Here is a 17,254-nt window from a genome sequence, read left to right as displayed (position 1 = left end):
ATAAATGTTTGCGTTTTTTCACCACCTCCAATAGGCGCGGGTGAAGAGGACTAGGGCCGTTACAATCTCCAGTCGGCCAAGCCACATGAGGAAGAACATCAGGATTTTCGTCCCGGTGGGGAAAATCAGGTAGTTGGCCATCGGTCCGACGGCCCCTATGCCGGGCCCTATGTTGCCAAGCGTCGCCGCGACAGCGCTCATGGCATCGGCGAGGGGAATCGGCTTTCCTGTCGTCGTTCCGTTGAGAACAACCACCACTGACGAAACGAGGAAGACGATGAAATACAGCACTATGAAGGCCAGAACGCTCTGAACGGAGCGCTCATCGACGGGCTTTCCGCCGAGCTTTACCGGCTTGACGCTCTTTCCATGGAAGGACTGGAACAGCTCCCTCCAGACGGCCTTTATTCCGACCACCCAGCGGACGACCTTTATCGAACCGGCAGTTGAACCGCTCGAACCGCCGATGAACATGGCGAAGAACAGGACGAACTGAGCTGGAAGCGACCAGAGGGCGAAGTTCATCGTCGCGTAGCCGGTCGTTGTGACTATCGAGGCCACCTGGAAGAGGGCCTGCCTGAAGGCCGTTAACGGGGAGAAACCGTACTGGTTTATGAGCATTGGGGTTAGCAAAAGGCTCAGCGCGAGGAGCACTGCGATGTACCACCGGAACTCCTCGTTCCTGGTTATCCTGAAGTCTCTGTGCAGGAGGTACCAGAAAAGGGCGAAGTTCGCTCCAGCGAGTATCATGAAGACGATTATCACCCACTGCACCGCTGGAGAAAAGGCCTCAATCGAGAGTGCCAGCGGGGAGAAGCCCCCTGTGCTCATCGTCGTGAAGGCATGAACCAGCGCCATGTACGGGGTCATCTTCGGCGCCAGCCCAAGGTAGTGGAGGAGAACCAGAATTCCCGTTTCGAGGGCAGTTAGACCCACGTAGATTCCCCAGAAAATCCTCGCGGTCTGCCTTATGTGAGGTGTCAGCTTCTGGAGCTGAGGCCCTGGCGCTTCAAGGCTCATGAGCTCGGCACCACCGACACTGAGCCTCGGCAGTATCGCTATGGCGAGAACAACTATCCCCATTCCGCCGAGCCACTGGGTCAGCTGGCGCCAGAAGAGTATTGCCCTTGAAGGCTCGTTGAAGTTGTCCAGAACCGTTGCCCCGGTCGTTGTGAAACCGCTCATGCTCTCGAAGAGCGCGTTTACTGGGTTTGCGAGCGAGCTTTTGCCTGATATGATGTAGGGGAGCGCCCCGATTCCGGCGACGGCAAGCCAAGCGAGCGAGACGAGGAGAAAAGCCTCCTTTACGCCTATCTCCGGGTTCCTGTCGAGGGACCTCATTGCGATGCCGAGAACGAGGCTTATCGCAAGAGGTATCAGGAACGGTTTCACCGGGGTTCCGTCGTGGAGCGCCACGACCGTTGGGGCGAGCAACGTCAGTCCGAGGAGCGCTATTATCTCGCCGAGCAGGGCGAACGTTGCTCTAATCCTCATAGCTCTAACTCCCCCGCTATTTCCTCCTCGACGATAAGCGTTATAACATCCCCCTTCTGGAGGTGGAAGCTTGCCGTCGGCAGGATTACCTCCCCGTTCCTGAGAACCGGCCCCAGCGTTCCCGAAAGCTCGTCCGGCGTTCTGCTGGCGAGTTTCTCGTCAACCTCAACCGCGAGAACCCTCACGCCGGGTATCGAGGCCACGAGGCCGAGCGCCTTTTCGCCCCTCGTTGCGAAGACTATCCTGTCGGCCGTAACGACCTCCGGGCTGACCGCCGTTATTCCAGCCCTCTCGAACATTCCTATCAGGTTCCCGTCCCGAACCACCGCGAAGGTCCTCTCTATTCCCCACTCCCTCGACACCATAGCTCCCATCAGCGTTCTCTCATCCTCGTCGAAGGCTGAAACCGAAACCTCGGCCTCGTCGAGCTCTTCGTCGCGCCATAGTGACCTGCTGAAGGGGTTTCCAATGATTACCGTTGCATCTTTCAGAAGGGAAGAAACCTCCTCGGCCCTCTCCCTGTCCCTCTCAACTATCTTGACGTCACAGCCCTTCCGGATTAGCATCTCGGCGAGCATAACGGCGACCTCGCTTCCGCCAAGGATTAGGACGTTCCTCGGCTTCCTCGGCCTGTAAGCCCGCCTCAGCTCCTCCATGGTGGCAACGACGATTTTCCTGCTCCCGACTTCGGTGTGCCAGAGCCCCTCGGGAACCTCGATGGCGTCGCCGACGTAAATTCCATCGTAGAGGTTTCTCAACTGTCTCAGCTGGGGGAACTCGATGACGTTCGCGATGCTCTTGGCAACCAGCGGAACCGCGCTCACCATCAGGTTGACTCCGAGCGCTTCCCTTCCGCGCCCCCAGAGCCTTATGTAATCAAGCCTTCTCACCCTCGCGACCGTGAAAGGACTTCCGAGCGTCTTTCCAAGGGCGCAGACGACTATGTTGGTCGTGTCGTCCTCGGTCGTGGCAATCAGGTAGTCCGCCTTCCCGACATCTGCCTCCTCGAGCGTCTCAGGAAGCGTCGCGTCGCCAACGACCGTCAGAACGTCCAGATGAGAAACCTCGGCTATCGCTTCCTCGTCGCGGTCAACGACAACGACGTCGTGGTTCTTCGACAGGTGCTCAGCGACCCTTTTGCCGGTTCTCCCGGCTCCGACAACAATTACTCTCATGAAAACCGCCGTAGATATTAGGGTGTTCTCCTTTAAAGCCTCACCCTCCCGAGGTAGAGGCCCTCCGGAAGGAAAAGCTCGACCTCCTCCGCTTTCCTGAGGAACGGAACGAGCTTAAGCCCCTCCCTCACGTCGAAGCCCTCGATGTAAGGATTGGCCGTCGGGAGAACGAGGAATTCATTAACCCTCGCGAAGACCTTCACCTTCCTCGCGACACCGCCGGATTTCAGTGTGTATGCCGGGTGCGCGTGGCCGAGGAAGGCCTCCTCGAACTCTATCTTTGGCAGTCTCGTGTGGCCGTGGAGGAAGAGCTTTCCATCGAGCAGGAAGTGCTCCCGAACCTCGATGTTGGTGAACTTCCCGGCTACCTCCTCGATTCTTCCGTCGTGGTTGCCCTTGGCGATGAGAACCCTGACATCTTTCAGCGAGGAGAAGAAGCGCAAGAGCATTTCCTTCAGGCGGAAGCTCAGGCCGAGCGGTTCCTTCACGTCGCCGAGGATTATCAAGGCGTCGGCACCGCTCTCAACGACGAACTCCGCTAAACTATCCTCGAAGCCCGTTCTAATCCTCAATCCCCGGGAAAGCTCGAAGCCTATATGCGGGTCAGCTATCAGAAGGGTTCTTCCGAGGGAGGTGTCGAGCAAAAGGGATAAACTCTCAAAGTCGGAAAAAGGAGACATAGAACCACCGGGCTTCAGATGAGCCCGCGCTCCTTCCTGCGCTGTTTCTTGAGGCGCCTAATCCTCTTCTTAATCCACTTCCACCTCATCCTTCCCTTCTTCTTCCACTTCCTTGGGCGTCTCTTCATGAGCATCACCCCTGAGTTTCTCTCCGGGGTTAGCTCCGGGAGTCCCTTTTTAAGCTTTTCCCATCGGGTTGAGAAGCCCTCTCGGCCCTTCAATTGGGGCGTGAGCGGTTCAGAAACTCCTCTTGGTTCGCGGTATTTTTCTCGGTTTTGTCCAATCCATTCAGATTTTTAACTATGCTTCATCCTTTGTTCTGGCTTTGCGTTGTTGGGGCTATAGCATTCAGTGAACAAGGGTTTTTACTGAGTTTATACTGAGTTCGGCCCATTAACGTCGCGGATACGTCTCGCTTCCGCCTCCGCTAAGCTTATCTATTCCGGGGCGAACCCTATGCGGTGGTATCATGAAGGTCGCCTACGTGCAGATGGAGCCCGCCTTCCTCGACCCCGAAAAGAACTACTCGAAGGCTGAGAGGCTCATCGGCGAGGCGGTTAATGAGGGGGCAAAGCTCGTAGTCCTGCCGGAGCTCTTCGACACCGGCTATAACTTCGAGAGTAAAAGCGAAATAACGGAAGTCGCCGGCGAGATTCCCGACGGCCCAACCACGGAGTTCCTTGTCGAGCTCGCAAGGGAGAGGGAGGTCTTCATAGTTGCGGGAACGGCCGAAAAGGACGAGCGCGGAAACCTCTATAACTCGGCGGTTGTGGTTGGGCCCGTCGGCTGGGGCTACATCGGGAAGTACAGGAAAATACACCTCTTCAACCGCGAGAAGCTCTTCTTCAGGCCCGGGAACCTCGGCTTCCACGTATTCAATATCGGGGTTGCGAAGGTTGGTGTTATGATATGCTTCGACTGGTTCTTCCCCGAGTCCGCCAGAACGCTCGCTCTGAAGGGCGCGGAGATAATAGCGCACCCGAGCAACCTCGTCATGCCCTACGCTCCCAGAGCTATGCCGATTCGAGCCTTGGAGAACCGCGTTTACACGATAACGGCCAATAGAATCGGCGAGGAGAGGGGCTTGAAGTTCATAGGCAAGAGCACGATAGCTTCGCCGAAGGCCGAAGTCTTAGCGATGGGAAGCGAGGACAGGGAAGAAGTGGGAGTCGTAGAGGTAGACCTTGAGCTGGCGAGGGACAAGAGACTCAACGAGCTCAACGATATCTTCAAGGACAGACGGCCACAGTATTACGTCCTGTAGGGCTTCCCGAGGTAAATTATATCGCCGACGTTCACAACGCCGTGCTCGCTTTTCCTTATTATCCTCGCCTCATTGAAGAGGGCCTTGCCGATGCCTGCCAGGCCAGCCAGGTCCCAGTAGCGCGTCTCGATTTCTCCAATCCTCTCCCAGCCCGGCAACTTGTAGTAGCCCCTCCTGATAACGCCCCTCATCGGGTTGTATCCTTCATCAAGCGAGATTACCGTGTAGTCCTCGCCCCGAACTTCCGGCACAATCTCGCGGTAGGCCCTCCTGTAGAAGAACGCCCCGAAGCGGTCCATCTCTTCAAGCAGGAAGACACCGTCGCTTTCAAGAACCCTCGCGACGTTCCTGAAGAGTTCGGCCGTTTGAAACGGGTCGAAGTGGGGCATCGTGTAGCCGAAGATTAAAGCTATATCGAACCTCCCGAGCCTCCTCAAGTCGTCGAGGCAGTCCATAACGGCCCCGTAAACCTCTCCGCTCACCCAGTCCTCGACGAGGAGTAAATCCTCTTTCCTCTTGTCGACAACGGTCAGGGAAGCCTCGTAGCCCCACTCGTGGAGCGTCTCGTAGAGGGCACCACCTGCTATACCCGTTCCGGCGCAGAGGTCGAGGATTCTAAGCTTTCTCCTCTCGGGAAACAGGCCCTCCTTGACGGCCCAGTTGAAGAAGGAGCGCAGTCCGATGAAGCGGTTTTGGGCGATATCGCTCTTGGGATGGTTCATGGATGCCCATAGGTAGCGGTAAAGCTCCTCCATCGTCCCACCGTTGAACGTTCTCGCGGATTGGTTTTAAACCCATCGAAAGGCTTAAGAGCTTTGTCAACTTACATAGGTTGACAGGGTGGTGGTATGAAGCTCGACTGCTTTCCGTTCCCATCGGCCGGAAAACCGCTGGCCCTGAGGGTGGTCGGGTGGCTCCTGATAGTGGTTTCCCTCCTGTTGAAATCTGGAATTGCGTTCCTCGCCGGGGTTGTTCTCGTAATCGCCTCCACCGGGAGGGACGTCGTAATCGACGGGGGTCTGGTTCTAAGGTACGTCCTTTTCAAAGTCCGGGTCTCTGACGTTGACGAAATCCTCCGCCTGAGCGAGCTTGAGCGGGGGAAGCTGGTTAAGTGGGCGACTCCCCTGATTCTGGAGCCCTTCTTCCTCGTCCTGAGTCTGCTGATTCTTTTGAAGAGGGGGGCTGAAGCTTCCATCCTTCTTCCCGCTCTCCTCTACTGTATAGCCATGTACTCCGAGATGTTAATCTTCCCGCTGAAGGTGCTGAAGGAGAGGCTTGGTCTCTCGGTTCTCGTTCCTCTCCTGGTGTCTCTTCCCTTTGTTCTCGTTAACAGAGAAGCCCTGCCCGCGATGCCCTTCGTATGGGGTACAGGAACACTCTCGCTCATGAACATGCTCCTGAGGGACGGTGTTGTGATACGGACGAAAGGGATGAGCTATTTGCTCCTCTGCGGTGACTCCAGAAGGTTGATGGGGGTGCTGGCCAATGTCCCTAAGGATAATTGACCACCCCCTTCTGCTCCTTCCCTTCCTCCTGCTTGCGGTCTCCTTCCTCCTGGAGGGTAACGTCGGCTGGGCGCTCATGGCGTTCGCCTTCTGGCTTGTTGTTTACCTATCACTCACGAGCGATGCCAGAATCGAGCGTGGCCGGATAGTTGTTAGGATTGGACGGCCCGTTCCGCTTGCGATAAAGGAAATCCCGCTTGACAAAGTGGTGGAGGTTATTAAACTTCCCTCCGCTTCGGGAGTCCGGCTTATCGAGCAGTTCCAGAGGCCGTGGGTTCCGTTGGGCAATCTTGCGATTGGAGTTTCAATAGGTGCTCTCTTCCTTCACAGGGGCGAGTTTTACGGCCTCCTCTGGATTTACGTCTCCATACTCTCGGCTCTCAACTTCCTTTTCCGGCCCTCCGAGAAAAGAAACCGCGTCTTAGCTTCGGTGGTTGTGTCCCTTCTCACGGCCCTGGCGCTCCTGTACCTGGGGCATCCGGAGTTTGTTCTAATGGTTGCCCTCTACGGTCTCTTTGATGCAACGTTTGCCAACGAAAACTACGGCCAGGACGCGGTCATAATCAGAACCGAGCGGGAGAGGATAGTCCTCCTCGGGGATTCAACCGCTATCGAGGGTTTTATGGAGAAAATTAAATCTCTCCTGAGTGCGGGTGGTTCAAATGTTCCGGCTCCCTGAGGCGATGGAGCGAGTCTGGCTCATGAAGGCCAAGGGAATGCGCGAGGTGGATATAGCGAGGGAACTCGGGGTTTCAAGGCAGGCCGTCAACAAGGCCCTGAAGGACGCCCGGGTGAAGCTCTTCGAGGCCTTCTTTGGCCTGGCCGAGGTCTTCTCGTGGGAGATAGCCAGAGTCAACGCGGAGAAGGGCTTCATGGTCGCGAGGGGGAGGTGTCTCGATAAGAACGTACGCGTTTATGCATTCTACCTCCCGAGAAAGGGAATCAGGGCGTTTTTTGATGCGGAGTTTCCGGACTACGTTCTAAGGCACGCCCTCGAGCTGGGAATCGTTGACGAACCCGAGCCGAAAAAGCTAATCAAGGCCCTTGAGAGCTAATAGTAACCCTCCTCGTAGGCGCTCGTTAGGGAGACGAAGGCCGCGTAGAATACCGCGCCCAGGGAGACGAGGAGCATGAGGACTACGAGGAGCGGGCTCGCCTTGGGACTTAAGGCCACAACCGCCAGCTGAAGCGCTATCATCGCCGATACCACTGTCATTGCCCTCGCGAAGCCGAACGCCATCTCCCCCTTGAACTTAGGGGCGAGCTGGAAGACGAGGGGCCGGGAAACGAGGACCGTAAGCGCAAGGAGGAAGAGCTGAATGCTGGCGACCAGGATAATCCCCGGGTCCCTCGGGACTTCTCCGGTGAGAATGAGTGCGAAGGAAACGCCGGCGAACATGAGCTGAAGGGTGATGTGCTTTCTGACGCTCGGGGGTTCTATCCTCCTCCCGGGTTTCTCCGGGGCCTCCTCGGAGAGCTCCTCAAGTTCGTACTCGCGCTTTGCCACGAGGTAAGCGAGCAGGACGGTCACGCCGAGGCCGAGGACTATAACGGCCATGAGCCAGGGCATCGGCAGGAAAGGCGAGAGGACGATGAATGCCACCCCGGTTAGAACAATCCCGATTCCGGAAACGCGGTTCGCTTTTCTCCGCGCCCGCTCCGAGAGGTAGGTGTAGCCTATCCTGAAGCCTATCCCTGGCTCGCCCTTGGACGTGAAAGTCAGGACTCCCGCGATTATAAGGAAAATGCCAAGGAACAGCCCGTAGAGGATTCTCAGGAGCTCATGCCCGTTCATCCTTTCCCACCCGCAGGAGGCGGTAGATGCCGAGCCCGATGAGGACGAGTAACCCCACGGTTGCGTAGTTTATGGCGTTCGCCGAGACGGCACCCACGTTGTAGAGGAGCACCGTGAGGAACACCAGCGCGAGGGCGCAGCTCGTGAGCACGTTGAGCTCGAACCATCCGCGCTGAGTTACGCCCGCGCTCATCCTCGCGAAGAAGCCCGGGTCTCTGGCGAGGAACGTCAGGGAGAAGGGAAGCAGCCAGCCGAGGACCGGGAACACAATTAATCCTGAAAACCTGTCCATGTAGCCGTTCGGTCTTCCGCTCGCGCTGAAGTGGACGGCCACCCGCTCCGGGAGCTTATCCCAGAAAAGGGCAACTAAAATGAGGTAGAACCCCAAAAGGCCGAGCTGGACGAGGAGGTAGGGTCCCATGCTGGTTCCCTTCATAGCTTCCCCTTCGGTTGCTGGTGGCTTCTCCGGGGCCTCAACCGAGAGCTCTTCAAGCTCGTACTCCCTCTTCGCCATCCACGTTCCGATTACAACTTCGGAAAGCACGAAGGCCAGCATCGTTAGGATGAACGGAGTGAGCGGGATACCATAAATGGCAAGGATAAGCAGGAAAAGCGAGTACGCAATAGAGTAGAGGCCGGAGAAGGTGTTCACCTTTCGCCAAACCCTATCTGAGTGCCAGGTGTAACCCACCCGGAAGCCTATCATCCGGTTTCTCCTGTTCCTGAATGCGAGGGTTACCAGCCCCGCCCCGAGCAGGAGAAGCGAGATGAACACTTCAAGGGCTCTATCGTTCATTCAAACCCCTCCAGTCTCATGAGGGTCGTTTCAATCGTTTTTACTTCCTCCTTCAGCTCTAATAAAACTTCCCTTCCGAGGTCGGTGAGGCGGTAGTATTTCCTCGGCCTCCCGCCGACCTCGGCCCAGAAGTCCTCGACGAGCCTGTACTTCTTCAGGCTCTTCAGGATGTCGTAGAGGGCCCCTTCGCTCGGGACGAGTTTGCCATCGCTCAGCTCGCCGAGCCTCTTCCTTATCGCGTAGCCGTGGAGCTCCCCCTCCCTTTCGAGGAGCGAGAGGACTAAGTAGGAGTAAAGTCCGGAGCGCAGGTCCTTTCTGAGCTTTTTGAGGGCCTTCTCCCTGCCCGCGCCGAGCAACTAACGACCTCCTTTTGTGGAAGGGAAGAGGAGAAATAAAAAGGTTCACCACCTCACTTCCGGTTCCTCACTCTCGGCCCTTGCCAGCGGGAGGAGCTTCGGGAGTATCGCCAGGGCCGTGAGGAGCATCACCGCGTAACCTGCCGCGAGGACCTCATTGGAGGGGCTGACGTGCCAGCAGGTCGCTATGCTGTCAGTTAGCCAGTGGACGAGAACCATCGCGAGCAGCGCCTTCCTTCCCCAGCCGTTTCTGTATGAATAAGCAAAGAGGACGGTCGTTGACGCGTGGAAGAGGAGCGCGAGGGCTCTCTCGATGACGGCCATCGGTGAACCGGCGAAGAGCGACGAGAGCACCGCCGCGTACACTGCCTCCCCGACTCCAAAGCCAGCCCCAACGTAAAGGGCCTTTCCGAGGGTTTTGTTGCGGGAGAAGTGGTACTTGAGCGGCTCCTGGAAGAGCGCCGCAATCAGCCCTGTCCAGAGGACGAAGAAGGCCGTGCTGTCCACCCCAAGGAACTCAGGGAGCCTCTGTACAAGCGGCTGGAACAGGAGCACCGGAATCAGCAGGACCGCCCCGAGGATGAGCTCTCCAGCGTGGAACCTCCTCAGGTAGGCCCAGATGAGAAGCAGACCGAGCAGGCCGCCGAGGAGGGGGTAGAGGGCGTTCTTCGGGTTGAAGCCGGGAACGATGTGGAAGCCTTCAATCCTCCCGTCCTTCACAGTCACGCTCACCGTGTAGTTTCCCTTCTCCGCTATGACGCGGTAGATGTATATTTGATAGCCCCCTTTCTCCTCGGTCTTCTCGAGCTGGTAGCCTTTGATTTGCCCGTAGCTCTTCACCATTTCGTCCCTGACGGTCCTGAAGACCTTCTCAGAGAGGCCCTTCTTCATCTCGGGGCTCATGTACGGCTCCGCTATCGAGTAGTTCCCGCTCTTCCAGGCCTTCATCATGGCATCCTGCGGCGCTAAGGGAGGAGTATTCCCGTTTTGTGTCCCTGGAGCGGAGACCACGTGAAACCCTTCAACCTTCCCGTCCTTCACTGCCACGCTCACAGTGTATGCAGCGTTTTTCGCCTCAACACGGTAGTAGTAGACCTCGTAGCCTTCCTCTTTCTCCTTCTTTATCAGCCGGTAGCCCTCAATCTCACCGTACCTCTTTATGAGTTCCCCCCGTGCACTCTGGAATATCCTCTCAGAGAATGCCGCCTTCATGGCGGGACTGAGGTATGGCTCGACGATGGAGTAGTTCCCGGTCTTCCATGCCTGCATCATTGCCTCTTGTGGCGTCAAAGCTGAAACGTGACCAAGGAGGATTAGAGAAAGAAAGAGAAGACCGGCTATCTGGAGAATTTTCCGCCTCATTTCCCGTCCCCCCGCGTTATGTTCATAAAGAGCTTTTCTAGCGGGACCTCCTTGGGTTTCACCTGAAGGATTCCAACACCGTTCTCAGCAAGAGTTCTGGTTATCTCCGGGACCTCTGACGTGTAGTTGGAGACCCTGACGACGATGTTTCTTCCTTCGGCCCTTGCATCATAGCCCCTATCTTTCAAAACCCCAAGGGCGCGCTGGGAATCGCTCACTATCAAAACAACCTCAACACTTCTCAGGAGGGACATGAGGTTCTCAAGCTTTTCTTCAAGGACGAGCTTTCCATCCCGTATTATTCCGACCCTGCACCTGACCCCTTCGAAGTGCTGGAGCTCGCTAAGTATGTGCGTCGAGAACAGCACCACCCGTCCCCCGTCAAGGCTCTCGAAAATTTTGTCCCTCAAGCTTACAACGCTCGGCACGTCGAGGTTGCTGAACGGTTCGTCGAGAACGAGCACCTCTGGCTCGTGGAGGAGGGCCCTCGCGAGGGCAAGCCTCTTCCTCAAGCCCCTGCTCAGTTCTCCAGCCTTTCTGTCCTTATACTCTCTGAGGTTGAACTCGCGGAGAACCTCTTCAATCCTCTCCTCCGCGATTCCGTAAAGACGGGCGAAGAGAAGCAGATTTCTGTAAACGCTCAGGTTTGGGTAAACCCTTTCACCCTCCGGCAGGTAGCCGATTTTCACCTTGGCCTTCTCCGGCTCCCGCCAGAGGTCGATTCCCTCCACTACTACCCGCCCCCTTGACGGGGGGAGGATTCCAGTAATAACTCTGAACGTGGTAGTTTTCCCGGCTCCATTGGCTCCGAGCAGTAAATACAGTTCTCCCTTAGTTGCAGTGAAGGTTAGGTCTCTGATTACATCCCCCTCCCCGTAGCCGGCGCTCAGGTTCTCGACTTCGAGCATGGAATCACCTCAGTTCGTTATGAACGCCAGTCTGTTCACCATCTTCCGGGCGGCGAGCGTCACCAGAACTGCCAGGATCACGCTCGCGACGGCAACCCAGAATATCAGCCTGAAGTAGCCTTCAACAGAGACCTGCGAGGCCAGGATGAGGAGTACTATCGGAACGAAGATGACGAAGGTGCCGGAAGCCATTAGGAATTTGGAGCCTCTCATCCCAACGATTAACGCAAGGGGGAATGCAAGGGAGAGAAAGGCGGGCGGAAAGAACGCCATGAGGAGGAGATACCCCCTTGTCGGCGTCCACCACAGTCCGGTGCAGTGGTGGAAGATGAACTCTATGGCGAGCGTGTTCGCGAGGAACGAGAGGAGAAACAGAGAAACGCCCAGGATTACCCCCGTTATCATCTTGGATGCCACAACGTCGGTTTCGCTTACGGGGGCCGCGAAGAGGACTTCCATCGTCTTGTTGATTCTCTCCGAAACGAACGAGTTCGTTACGTACGAGTACGTCGTTACGTAAATCAGGATTCCAAAGGTCAGCGGGTTCTGGGCAACGAGCAGCCCGAACCTCACCGTCCAGTCTCCAAGGAGATGAATCAACTTGTCGTTTAATCCGAAGAGTGCGGGGTTTGAGAGGATTTGATGCCGGGCCGCATAGGAGCTCTGAGGGGTGGGGGGCACAAGAGAAGACATGAGGGTTACGAAGAGTATCAATCCCAGCCCGAGGAGGAGCATCGAGGGATTTCCCTTCAGAGCCCACAGCTCCTTCTCAACCAAAACTTTCACGCTAGCTTTCATCGTTCCTCCCCCTTGAAGAGGGCCTCGTCGAGGATTAGTATTCCCCTGTCGGTTTTCAGGACAACGGCGTATGGCGTCGTGCAGTGGACGGTGGCTGTTCCGTATTTTGTTTTGAACTTGCCCTTCTTTTTGGATGGGAGATTGATTCCCGATATTTTGTACTTAACCACCGAGTTTACTGGAACCCCGCTGTCGAGAACTTCAAGGATTCTGTACCTCTTTGAGGAGAGCGGAGACCGGAAGAGGACCTCGTTCCCTTTAACTTCCACGCTCGTCTTCATCAGGGAAACCGCGAGCACGACCGCGACGAGTACTAGGGCAACCGCCAAACCTACAAGGAGGATTGGGTCCATAACCCATCACTCCGGCTCGATTACCACCGCCGTCCCAAAGGCGTAGACCTCGGCCATCCTCTGGCCAACGTTGGAGGTCATGAAGCGCATTCCGATTACCGCGTTCGCGCCCATTTCCTCGGCCTGCTGAATGAGTCTTTGGAGGGCTATCTCCCTCGCCTGGGCCATCATCTCGGTGTACTCCTTCACCTCACCGCCCACGAGGTTCCTAAGACCTGCTAGGATGTCTCTGCCCAGGTGGGTGGCCATGACAACACCACCCCTCACGAGGCCTTTCACCTCGACGACCCGGTAGCCGGGGACCTCTTCGGTGGTTACGACAATCATACCTATCACCCCGATGCATCGGACTTCGAGGTATTGTTGGTGGAGAAGTATTTAAGGTTTTTCATCGTAGGGCATCCGGTGGTTGAATGCACGAGGTTCCGCACGGCGAGATACTGAAGGAACTGAGGAAGCTCCACGCTCATTGCGTCCTCATACAGTCACCGGAGGGCCTCAGAAGGGAAGCAGAAGAGCTTGCGCGCTTTCTGGAGGAAAACGGTATAAGGGTAATCCTCCACGGAGAGATAAACTACGGGGCCTGCGACCCGGCAGATGTCGATGCCAAAAGGCTTGGTTGCGACGCCTTAGTCCACCTCGGACACAGCTACATGCGCCTGAACCTTGAGGTGCCGACGATATTCGTCCCCGCCTTCGCGAAGGTCGAACTCGTTCCCGCCCTGGAGAAGAACCTTGACGAGATTCGGAAGCTCGGAAAGAGGATAGCGCTCGTGACAACGGCACAGCACGTTCACAGGCTCGACGAGGCGCGGGAGTTCTTGGAAAGACATGGCTTTGAGGTGCTCATCGGCAGGGGTGATTCGAGGGTGAGCTGGCCCGGACAGGTGCTCGGGTGCAACTTCTCCGCCGCGAAGGTCGGGGCAGACGGTGTCCTCTTCATCGGGGCCGGCTACTTCCACCCGCTCGGCGTTGCGCTGGCAACCAAAAAGCCGACTCTCGCAGTAAATCCCTACTCTGGCGACGCTCTCTGGCTTGATAAAGAGGTGGAGCGCCTGATAAGGAAGCGGTGGGCGCAGGTGGCCAGGGCGATGGACGCGAAAAGCTTTGGAGTAGTGGTGAGCACCAAGAGGGGACAGCTGAGGCTTGCCGAGGCCAAACGGATGGTTGAGCTCCTCCGCAGGCACGGCAGGGATGCGGGGCTCATAGCGATGGACCACATAAGCTATCCGAAGCTTGAGGGCTTTTCTTTCGACGCCTACGTCGTCGTTGCCTGCCCGAGGGTTCCGATAGATGACTACGAGAACTGGAGGAAGCCGGTTTTAACGCCGAGGGAAGTTGAGCTCCTCCTTGGTCTTCGCGAGGACTACGAGTTTGACGAAATAAACGGCGCGAGAAGGGATGTGAACGAACCTCTGGGGGTTGCGGTTCATGGACCTAAAACCGGTCTTTGAGCTCGCGGAGTTCACACTACTCTTTCTCTCCGCCTACTGGGGCCTTAAAGTCTCTACTGAAACTTTAACCTACGTTCGAGTCTCGGGTCCCCTGCTCCTCCTGCCACTGGCTGTTGCGGTAGTTTTTCGAGAAGCAGGTTTTCTTGCGTCGTTCCTTCTGCTCTTCGCGTTCTTCCTTCTAAAGAGAAACGGCTTGGGGCTCTCCTTGGTGGCTTCGATATTCGCGTTTATGGTGTTCCTCGTGGGGGCAATGGCCAGTGCCCTTGCGCTGGGCGTCATTGGCACCTACCTCCACGTCCCAGGTTACGAAATTCACGGCACCCTTCAGGAGCTCCTCCACAGGGCGGTGATGAAATGAGGAAGAAGCACCTCGCAATGCTCCTCTCAAAGCTTGAGGGCTTTCCGGAGCCGAAACCTGAGCTTGAGCAGTACAGGACGCCAGGTGACGTGGCGGCGGAACTCCTCTGGTTGGCCCACTCCGCGGGGGATATCAAGGGGAAGGTCGTTGCCGACCTCGGCACCGGAACCGGCGTTCTTGCGGTAGGTGCGAAGCTCCTCGGGGCGGAGAGGGTTTACGCAGTTGAGGTTGACGGGAGGGCCCTCAAGGTCGCAAGGAAAAACGCCGAACGGGCTGGTGTAGAGGTCGAGTTCATAAACGCCGACGTCTCGGAGTTCAACGAGAAGGTTGACACCGTCATAATGAACCCCCCCTTTGGGAGCCAGAGGAAGGGTGCGGACCGGCCGTTCCTGCTCAAGGCCTTCGAGGTCGCCGATAGGATTTACTCAATCCACCTCGCGAAGCCGGAGGTGAGGAATTTCATTGAGAAGTTCTCAGCCGACAACGGGTTCACCGCGATTCGACTGACAACGGTCCCCTTCGAGATTCCCGCCCAGTTCCGATTCCACAGAAAGAGACTTGAAAGAATCTTTGTTGATATCTACCGTTTCGAAAGGTATTAGGATTCAGAGATAAGCTCCCGAAAATTCCGGGCGAAAAAAATATATTTGTGTTCACATCAGAATCTAAATGATATAATCAAGGTCGGTGACGTGGATGCCTCGGGACGGTCTCGACTCCCTGCTTAAAAAATGGGAGATGCAGGATTTAATCAGGCTCGCCAGAGAGAGCGATGACGCTCTCGTGAAGATTCTAAACGCGGTTAGCTCCGAGGATATTGACCTTAGACTCGGAGCCCTCTCCGCGCTCCTTGAACTCGTTAAAACGGCAAACTGGCGTGAAAGGAAGAGGATTCTTGAGCTGGGTTTTGATACGCTCGTTGATGCCCTCTCGACGGACGACCCGCGCGTTCTGTGGAGGACCCTTGCGATACTCTCGGCCCTTCTGAAGAACAACCCCCTCAACGGCGTTAGGCTTCTCAAGCTCGTAAAGGCGATAACGAACCTCGCGGAGACCAGAAACGTCGTGGTATGGGATGAACTCCTGAACGTCGTGGACAACATAATGGCTCCGTACATAGGTGATGACGTTGCATGCGAGCTCAAGGAGCTCCTCAAGAATGGAACCGCGGGGGAGGCCCTCATAGTCGCAATGGTACTCCTCGAAACGGGTGCAATGGACAAGGATTGCTGGGTTGTTCTCGTCGAGAGAATCTCCAGCGCACTCCTCAGCGGGGAGCCGAGGCTCATTGATGCGGGTCTCGTTGCTTCGCTGAAGATTTCAAAGCTCCCGCCCGTGTACTCGATGGACGTTCTCATAAAGGAGCTCCTCCCCGCCCTCAGAAGGACCATAGTTGACTGCAAGGACCAGCTTAGAAAGATGCGCGCCGTTGAGGTCTTCGATAAGCTCAGGGAAACGCTCGTTCGTTACTATCGCGTTAGACCGAGGGAAGCCCAGAGGGTCGTTGAGGAGCTAATGCGCCTCGGCCTCATGGATGAGGCTTACATAATCTCATCGGCAATAGGCACGATTCCGTCGTCTCCCTGGGAGGCCTACGGGAACAGGGGTAGACTCTGATGCCAAAGCTCAAGCTCTCGGACAGACAGCTCTACGCGCTGGTTGAAGCGGTGAAGCTCGGCGAGGTAATCAAGCCGAGTCAAAGCGCCAAGAGGAAGGCCTTCTCGCGCTACAGAATCGAGGGCTGGGAGAACTCCAAGCTGACCGGAATATTCTATTCAATCCAGCGCAGGCTCGGCCTCATAGACGAGATTATCGCGGAACTGGTTGGCGTTTCTCCCCTAATCCTCGACCCCTGGCTGAGGGCGACGCTCAGGGTTGCGGTTGAGGTCGCTGTCTTCAGGGACCCGGGCGGGAGAACGGTCCAGCACCTCAAGGGCCTCGCCAAGTTCCTCTCGGGTAAAACGCACCCCTACGTGGGCTATTACTACTATGAGCTACTGCCGAGAATCATAAACTACGTCCCAAAGCTCGACTCCGAGGAGAAGAGGTTGAAGTGGGAGTACCTCTTCCCCGAGTGGTTCATAGCGAGGATGAGGGGGCTTTTGGGAGAAGAAGCCGAGGAACTGCTGAAGGCCCTCAACGAGACCCTTCCAGTCAGTCTTCGCGTTAATCGCCTTAAGGCGAGCGTTGAAGACGTTGAGGACTACCTGAGGAGAAAAAATCTCCGCTTCGAGAGGAGCGAGCGCGTTGAAACCGTAATCCGCGTTCTGGACCCCTTCAACCCCGGAAAGCTGATGGAGAAGGGCCTCGCTCTGCCCCAAGAGGAGGCATCGGCCGTCGCTTCCCTGATACTCTCTCCCAAACCTGGTGAGACGGTAATTGATTTGGCAGCGGCACCTGGGGGAAAGACCGCCCACATGGCCGAGCTCATGGAAAACGAAGGAAAAATCTACGCCTTCGACATCGATTCCGAGAGGATTAAGCGCATGAGGCAAATCCTGAAGTGGGCCGGCGTTGAGATTGTGGAAGTTAGGAAGCTCGACGGCAGGAGGGCCCCGGAAGTTTTGGGAGAGGGAATCGCCGATAGAGTTCTGCTCGACGCACCGTGCACGAGCGACGGAACCATCGCCAAAAACCCCGAGCTGAGGTGGCGCCTCCGCGAGAAGAACATACCGAAGGTCGTCGCGCTCCAGAAGGAGTTGCTTGAAAGCGCGTGGAGGCTTTTAAAGCCCGATGGTAGGTTGCTCTATTCGACCTGCTCGATGCTCCCGGAGGAGAACGAGGAAGTCGTAAAGTGGTTCCTTTCGAGGCACGACGACGCTAAACTTGTCCCGCTCAGCGGGCCGTACGATGAGAGCTTCCTGCCCGGCACGATGAGGGCCTGGCCCCACAGGCACGGGACGATAGGCTTTTTCTACGCGCTGATTGAGAAAGCCTAATATAGGGGTTCCTCGTA

General features: G+C 56.6%; 21 protein-coding genes. 9 read left to right on the top strand and 12 right to left on the bottom strand.

Going from position 1 to position 17,254, the window contains the following annotated elements:
• Window positions 1-18 precede the first annotated feature (18 nt).
• Genes ACYQ04_RS09235 through ACYQ04_RS09225 form a run of 3 tightly spaced genes read right to left on the bottom strand, consistent with a single transcriptional unit; the run spans window position 19 to window position 3,349 of the window.
• Window positions 19-1,494, bottom strand: coding sequence for a TrkH family potassium uptake protein (locus tag ACYQ04_RS09235; protein ID WP_460129015.1), 1,476 nt, complete (start codon window positions 1,492-1,494; stop codon window positions 19-21).
• A complete protein-coding gene (locus ACYQ04_RS09230; protein ID WP_460129014.1) occupies window positions 1,491-2,669 on the bottom strand; it encodes an NAD-binding protein in 1,179 nt (392 codons plus the stop codon). Before ACYQ04_RS09230 ends, ACYQ04_RS09235 begins: the two co-directional genes overlap by 4 nt.
• Before the next feature lie 32 nt (window positions 2,670-2,701).
• A complete protein-coding gene (locus ACYQ04_RS09225) occupies window positions 2,702-3,349 on the bottom strand; it encodes a metallophosphoesterase (RefSeq protein ID WP_460129012.1) in 648 nt (215 codons plus the stop codon).
• Between the two features lie 469 nt (window positions 3,350-3,818).
• Between ACYQ04_RS09225 and ACYQ04_RS09220 the strand changes: the two genes are divergently transcribed.
• Window positions 3,819-4,613: a nitrilase gene (locus ACYQ04_RS09220; RefSeq protein WP_460129010.1), complete on the top strand. Its 795-nt coding sequence runs from the start codon at window positions 3,819-3,821 to the stop codon at window positions 4,611-4,613.
• On the opposite strand, the gene ACYQ04_RS09215 is transcribed toward ACYQ04_RS09220, so the two are convergent.
• Window positions 4,601-5,368: a class I SAM-dependent methyltransferase gene (locus tag ACYQ04_RS09215; RefSeq protein ID WP_460129008.1), complete on the bottom strand. Its 768-nt coding sequence runs from the start codon at window positions 5,366-5,368 to the stop codon at window positions 4,601-4,603. The genes ACYQ04_RS09220 and ACYQ04_RS09215 overlap by 13 nt on opposite strands.
• 93 nt (window positions 5,369-5,461) lie before the next feature.
• On the opposite strand from ACYQ04_RS09215, the gene ACYQ04_RS09210 reads away from it, so the two are divergent.
• From ACYQ04_RS09210 to ACYQ04_RS09200, 3 genes are read left to right on the top strand one after another with little or no spacing between them, the layout of a single operon-like run.
• The gene (locus ACYQ04_RS09210; protein WP_460129006.1) at window positions 5,462-6,118 is read left to right on the top strand and encodes a hypothetical protein; all 657 of its coding nucleotides are present in this window, start codon (window positions 5,462-5,464) and stop codon (window positions 6,116-6,118) included.
• A complete protein-coding gene (locus ACYQ04_RS09205) occupies window positions 6,099-6,797 on the top strand; it encodes a hypothetical protein (protein WP_460129004.1) in 699 nt (232 codons plus the stop codon). Before ACYQ04_RS09210 ends, ACYQ04_RS09205 begins: the two co-directional genes overlap by 20 nt.
• A complete protein-coding gene (locus ACYQ04_RS09200; RefSeq protein WP_460129003.1) occupies window positions 6,781-7,173 on the top strand; it encodes an RNA polymerase sigma factor sigma-70 region 4 domain-containing protein in 393 nt (130 codons plus the stop codon). Before ACYQ04_RS09205 ends, ACYQ04_RS09200 begins: the two co-directional genes overlap by 17 nt.
• Here ACYQ04_RS09200 and ACYQ04_RS09195 read toward each other — a convergent pair.
• The 8 genes from ACYQ04_RS09195 to ACYQ04_RS09160 are packed head-to-tail and all read right to left on the bottom strand — an operon-like array spanning window position 7,170 to window position 12,813.
• Window positions 7,170-7,913, bottom strand: coding sequence for an SdpI family protein (locus ACYQ04_RS09195; protein WP_460129001.1), 744 nt, complete (start codon window positions 7,911-7,913; stop codon window positions 7,170-7,172). The two genes, ACYQ04_RS09200 and ACYQ04_RS09195, sit on opposite strands and share 4 nt — an antisense overlap.
• The gene (locus ACYQ04_RS09190) at window positions 7,900-8,709 is read right to left on the bottom strand and encodes an SdpI family protein (protein WP_460128999.1); all 810 of its coding nucleotides are present in this window, start codon (window positions 8,707-8,709) and stop codon (window positions 7,900-7,902) included. The genes ACYQ04_RS09195 and ACYQ04_RS09190 overlap by 14 nt, the downstream gene beginning before the upstream one ends.
• On the bottom strand, window positions 8,706-9,065 hold the full coding sequence (locus tag ACYQ04_RS09185) for a PadR family transcriptional regulator (protein WP_460128996.1): 360 nt from the start codon (window positions 9,063-9,065) through the stop codon (window positions 8,706-8,708). Before ACYQ04_RS09185 ends, ACYQ04_RS09190 begins: the two co-directional genes overlap by 4 nt.
• A gap of 45 nt (window positions 9,066-9,110) precedes the next feature.
• Window positions 9,111-10,427, bottom strand: a complete 1,317-nt coding sequence (locus ACYQ04_RS09180; protein ID WP_460128995.1) for a DUF3887 domain-containing protein — start codon at window positions 10,425-10,427, stop codon at window positions 9,111-9,113.
• The gene (locus tag ACYQ04_RS09175; RefSeq protein ID WP_460128994.1) at window positions 10,424-11,335 is read right to left on the bottom strand and encodes an ABC transporter ATP-binding protein; all 912 of its coding nucleotides are present in this window, start codon (window positions 11,333-11,335) and stop codon (window positions 10,424-10,426) included. The genes ACYQ04_RS09180 and ACYQ04_RS09175 overlap by 4 nt, the downstream gene beginning before the upstream one ends.
• Before the next feature lie 9 nt (window positions 11,336-11,344).
• The gene (locus tag ACYQ04_RS09170; RefSeq protein WP_460128993.1) at window positions 11,345-12,133 is read right to left on the bottom strand and encodes an ABC-2 transporter permease; all 789 of its coding nucleotides are present in this window, start codon (window positions 12,131-12,133) and stop codon (window positions 11,345-11,347) included.
• On the bottom strand, window positions 12,130-12,486 hold the full coding sequence (locus ACYQ04_RS09165) for a hypothetical protein (protein WP_460128991.1): 357 nt from the start codon (window positions 12,484-12,486) through the stop codon (window positions 12,130-12,132). Before ACYQ04_RS09165 ends, ACYQ04_RS09170 begins: the two co-directional genes overlap by 4 nt.
• A gap of 6 nt (window positions 12,487-12,492) precedes the next feature.
• Window positions 12,493-12,813, bottom strand: coding sequence for a YbjQ family protein (locus ACYQ04_RS09160; RefSeq protein ID WP_099209690.1), 321 nt, complete (start codon window positions 12,811-12,813; stop codon window positions 12,493-12,495).
• An 86-nt stretch (window positions 12,814-12,899) separates the two neighbouring features.
• On the opposite strand from ACYQ04_RS09160, the gene dph2 reads away from it, so the two are divergent.
• The 5 genes from dph2 (at window position 12,900) to ACYQ04_RS09135 (ending at window position 17,237) form a co-directional block, all read left to right on the top strand.
• Entirely contained in the window at window positions 12,900-13,940 is a 1,041-nt protein-coding gene (gene dph2, locus ACYQ04_RS09155) for a diphthamide biosynthesis enzyme Dph2 (protein ID WP_460128989.1), read from the top strand.
• On the top strand, window positions 13,918-14,298 hold the full coding sequence (locus ACYQ04_RS09150) for a hypothetical protein (RefSeq protein ID WP_099209692.1): 381 nt from the start codon (window positions 13,918-13,920) through the stop codon (window positions 14,296-14,298). The genes dph2 and ACYQ04_RS09150 overlap by 23 nt, the downstream gene beginning before the upstream one ends.
• The gene (locus ACYQ04_RS09145; RefSeq protein WP_460128987.1) at window positions 14,295-14,900 is read left to right on the top strand and encodes an METTL5 family protein; all 606 of its coding nucleotides are present in this window, start codon (window positions 14,295-14,297) and stop codon (window positions 14,898-14,900) included. The genes ACYQ04_RS09150 and ACYQ04_RS09145 overlap by 4 nt, the downstream gene beginning before the upstream one ends.
• A 94-nt stretch (window positions 14,901-14,994) precedes the next feature.
• Entirely contained in the window at window positions 14,995-15,915 is a 921-nt protein-coding gene (locus ACYQ04_RS09140) for a hypothetical protein (RefSeq protein WP_460128985.1), read from the top strand.
• On the top strand, window positions 15,915-17,237 hold the full coding sequence (locus tag ACYQ04_RS09135) for an RsmB/NOP family class I SAM-dependent RNA methyltransferase (protein ID WP_460128983.1): 1,323 nt from the start codon (window positions 15,915-15,917) through the stop codon (window positions 17,235-17,237). Before ACYQ04_RS09140 ends, ACYQ04_RS09135 begins: the two co-directional genes overlap by 1 nt.
• Window positions 17,238-17,254 lie beyond the last annotated feature (17 nt).

The organism is Thermococcus prieurii (assembly GCF_054657655.1).
Note: the sequence above shows the minus strand (reverse complement) of the source record. Positions and strands in the feature narration are given on the sequence as shown.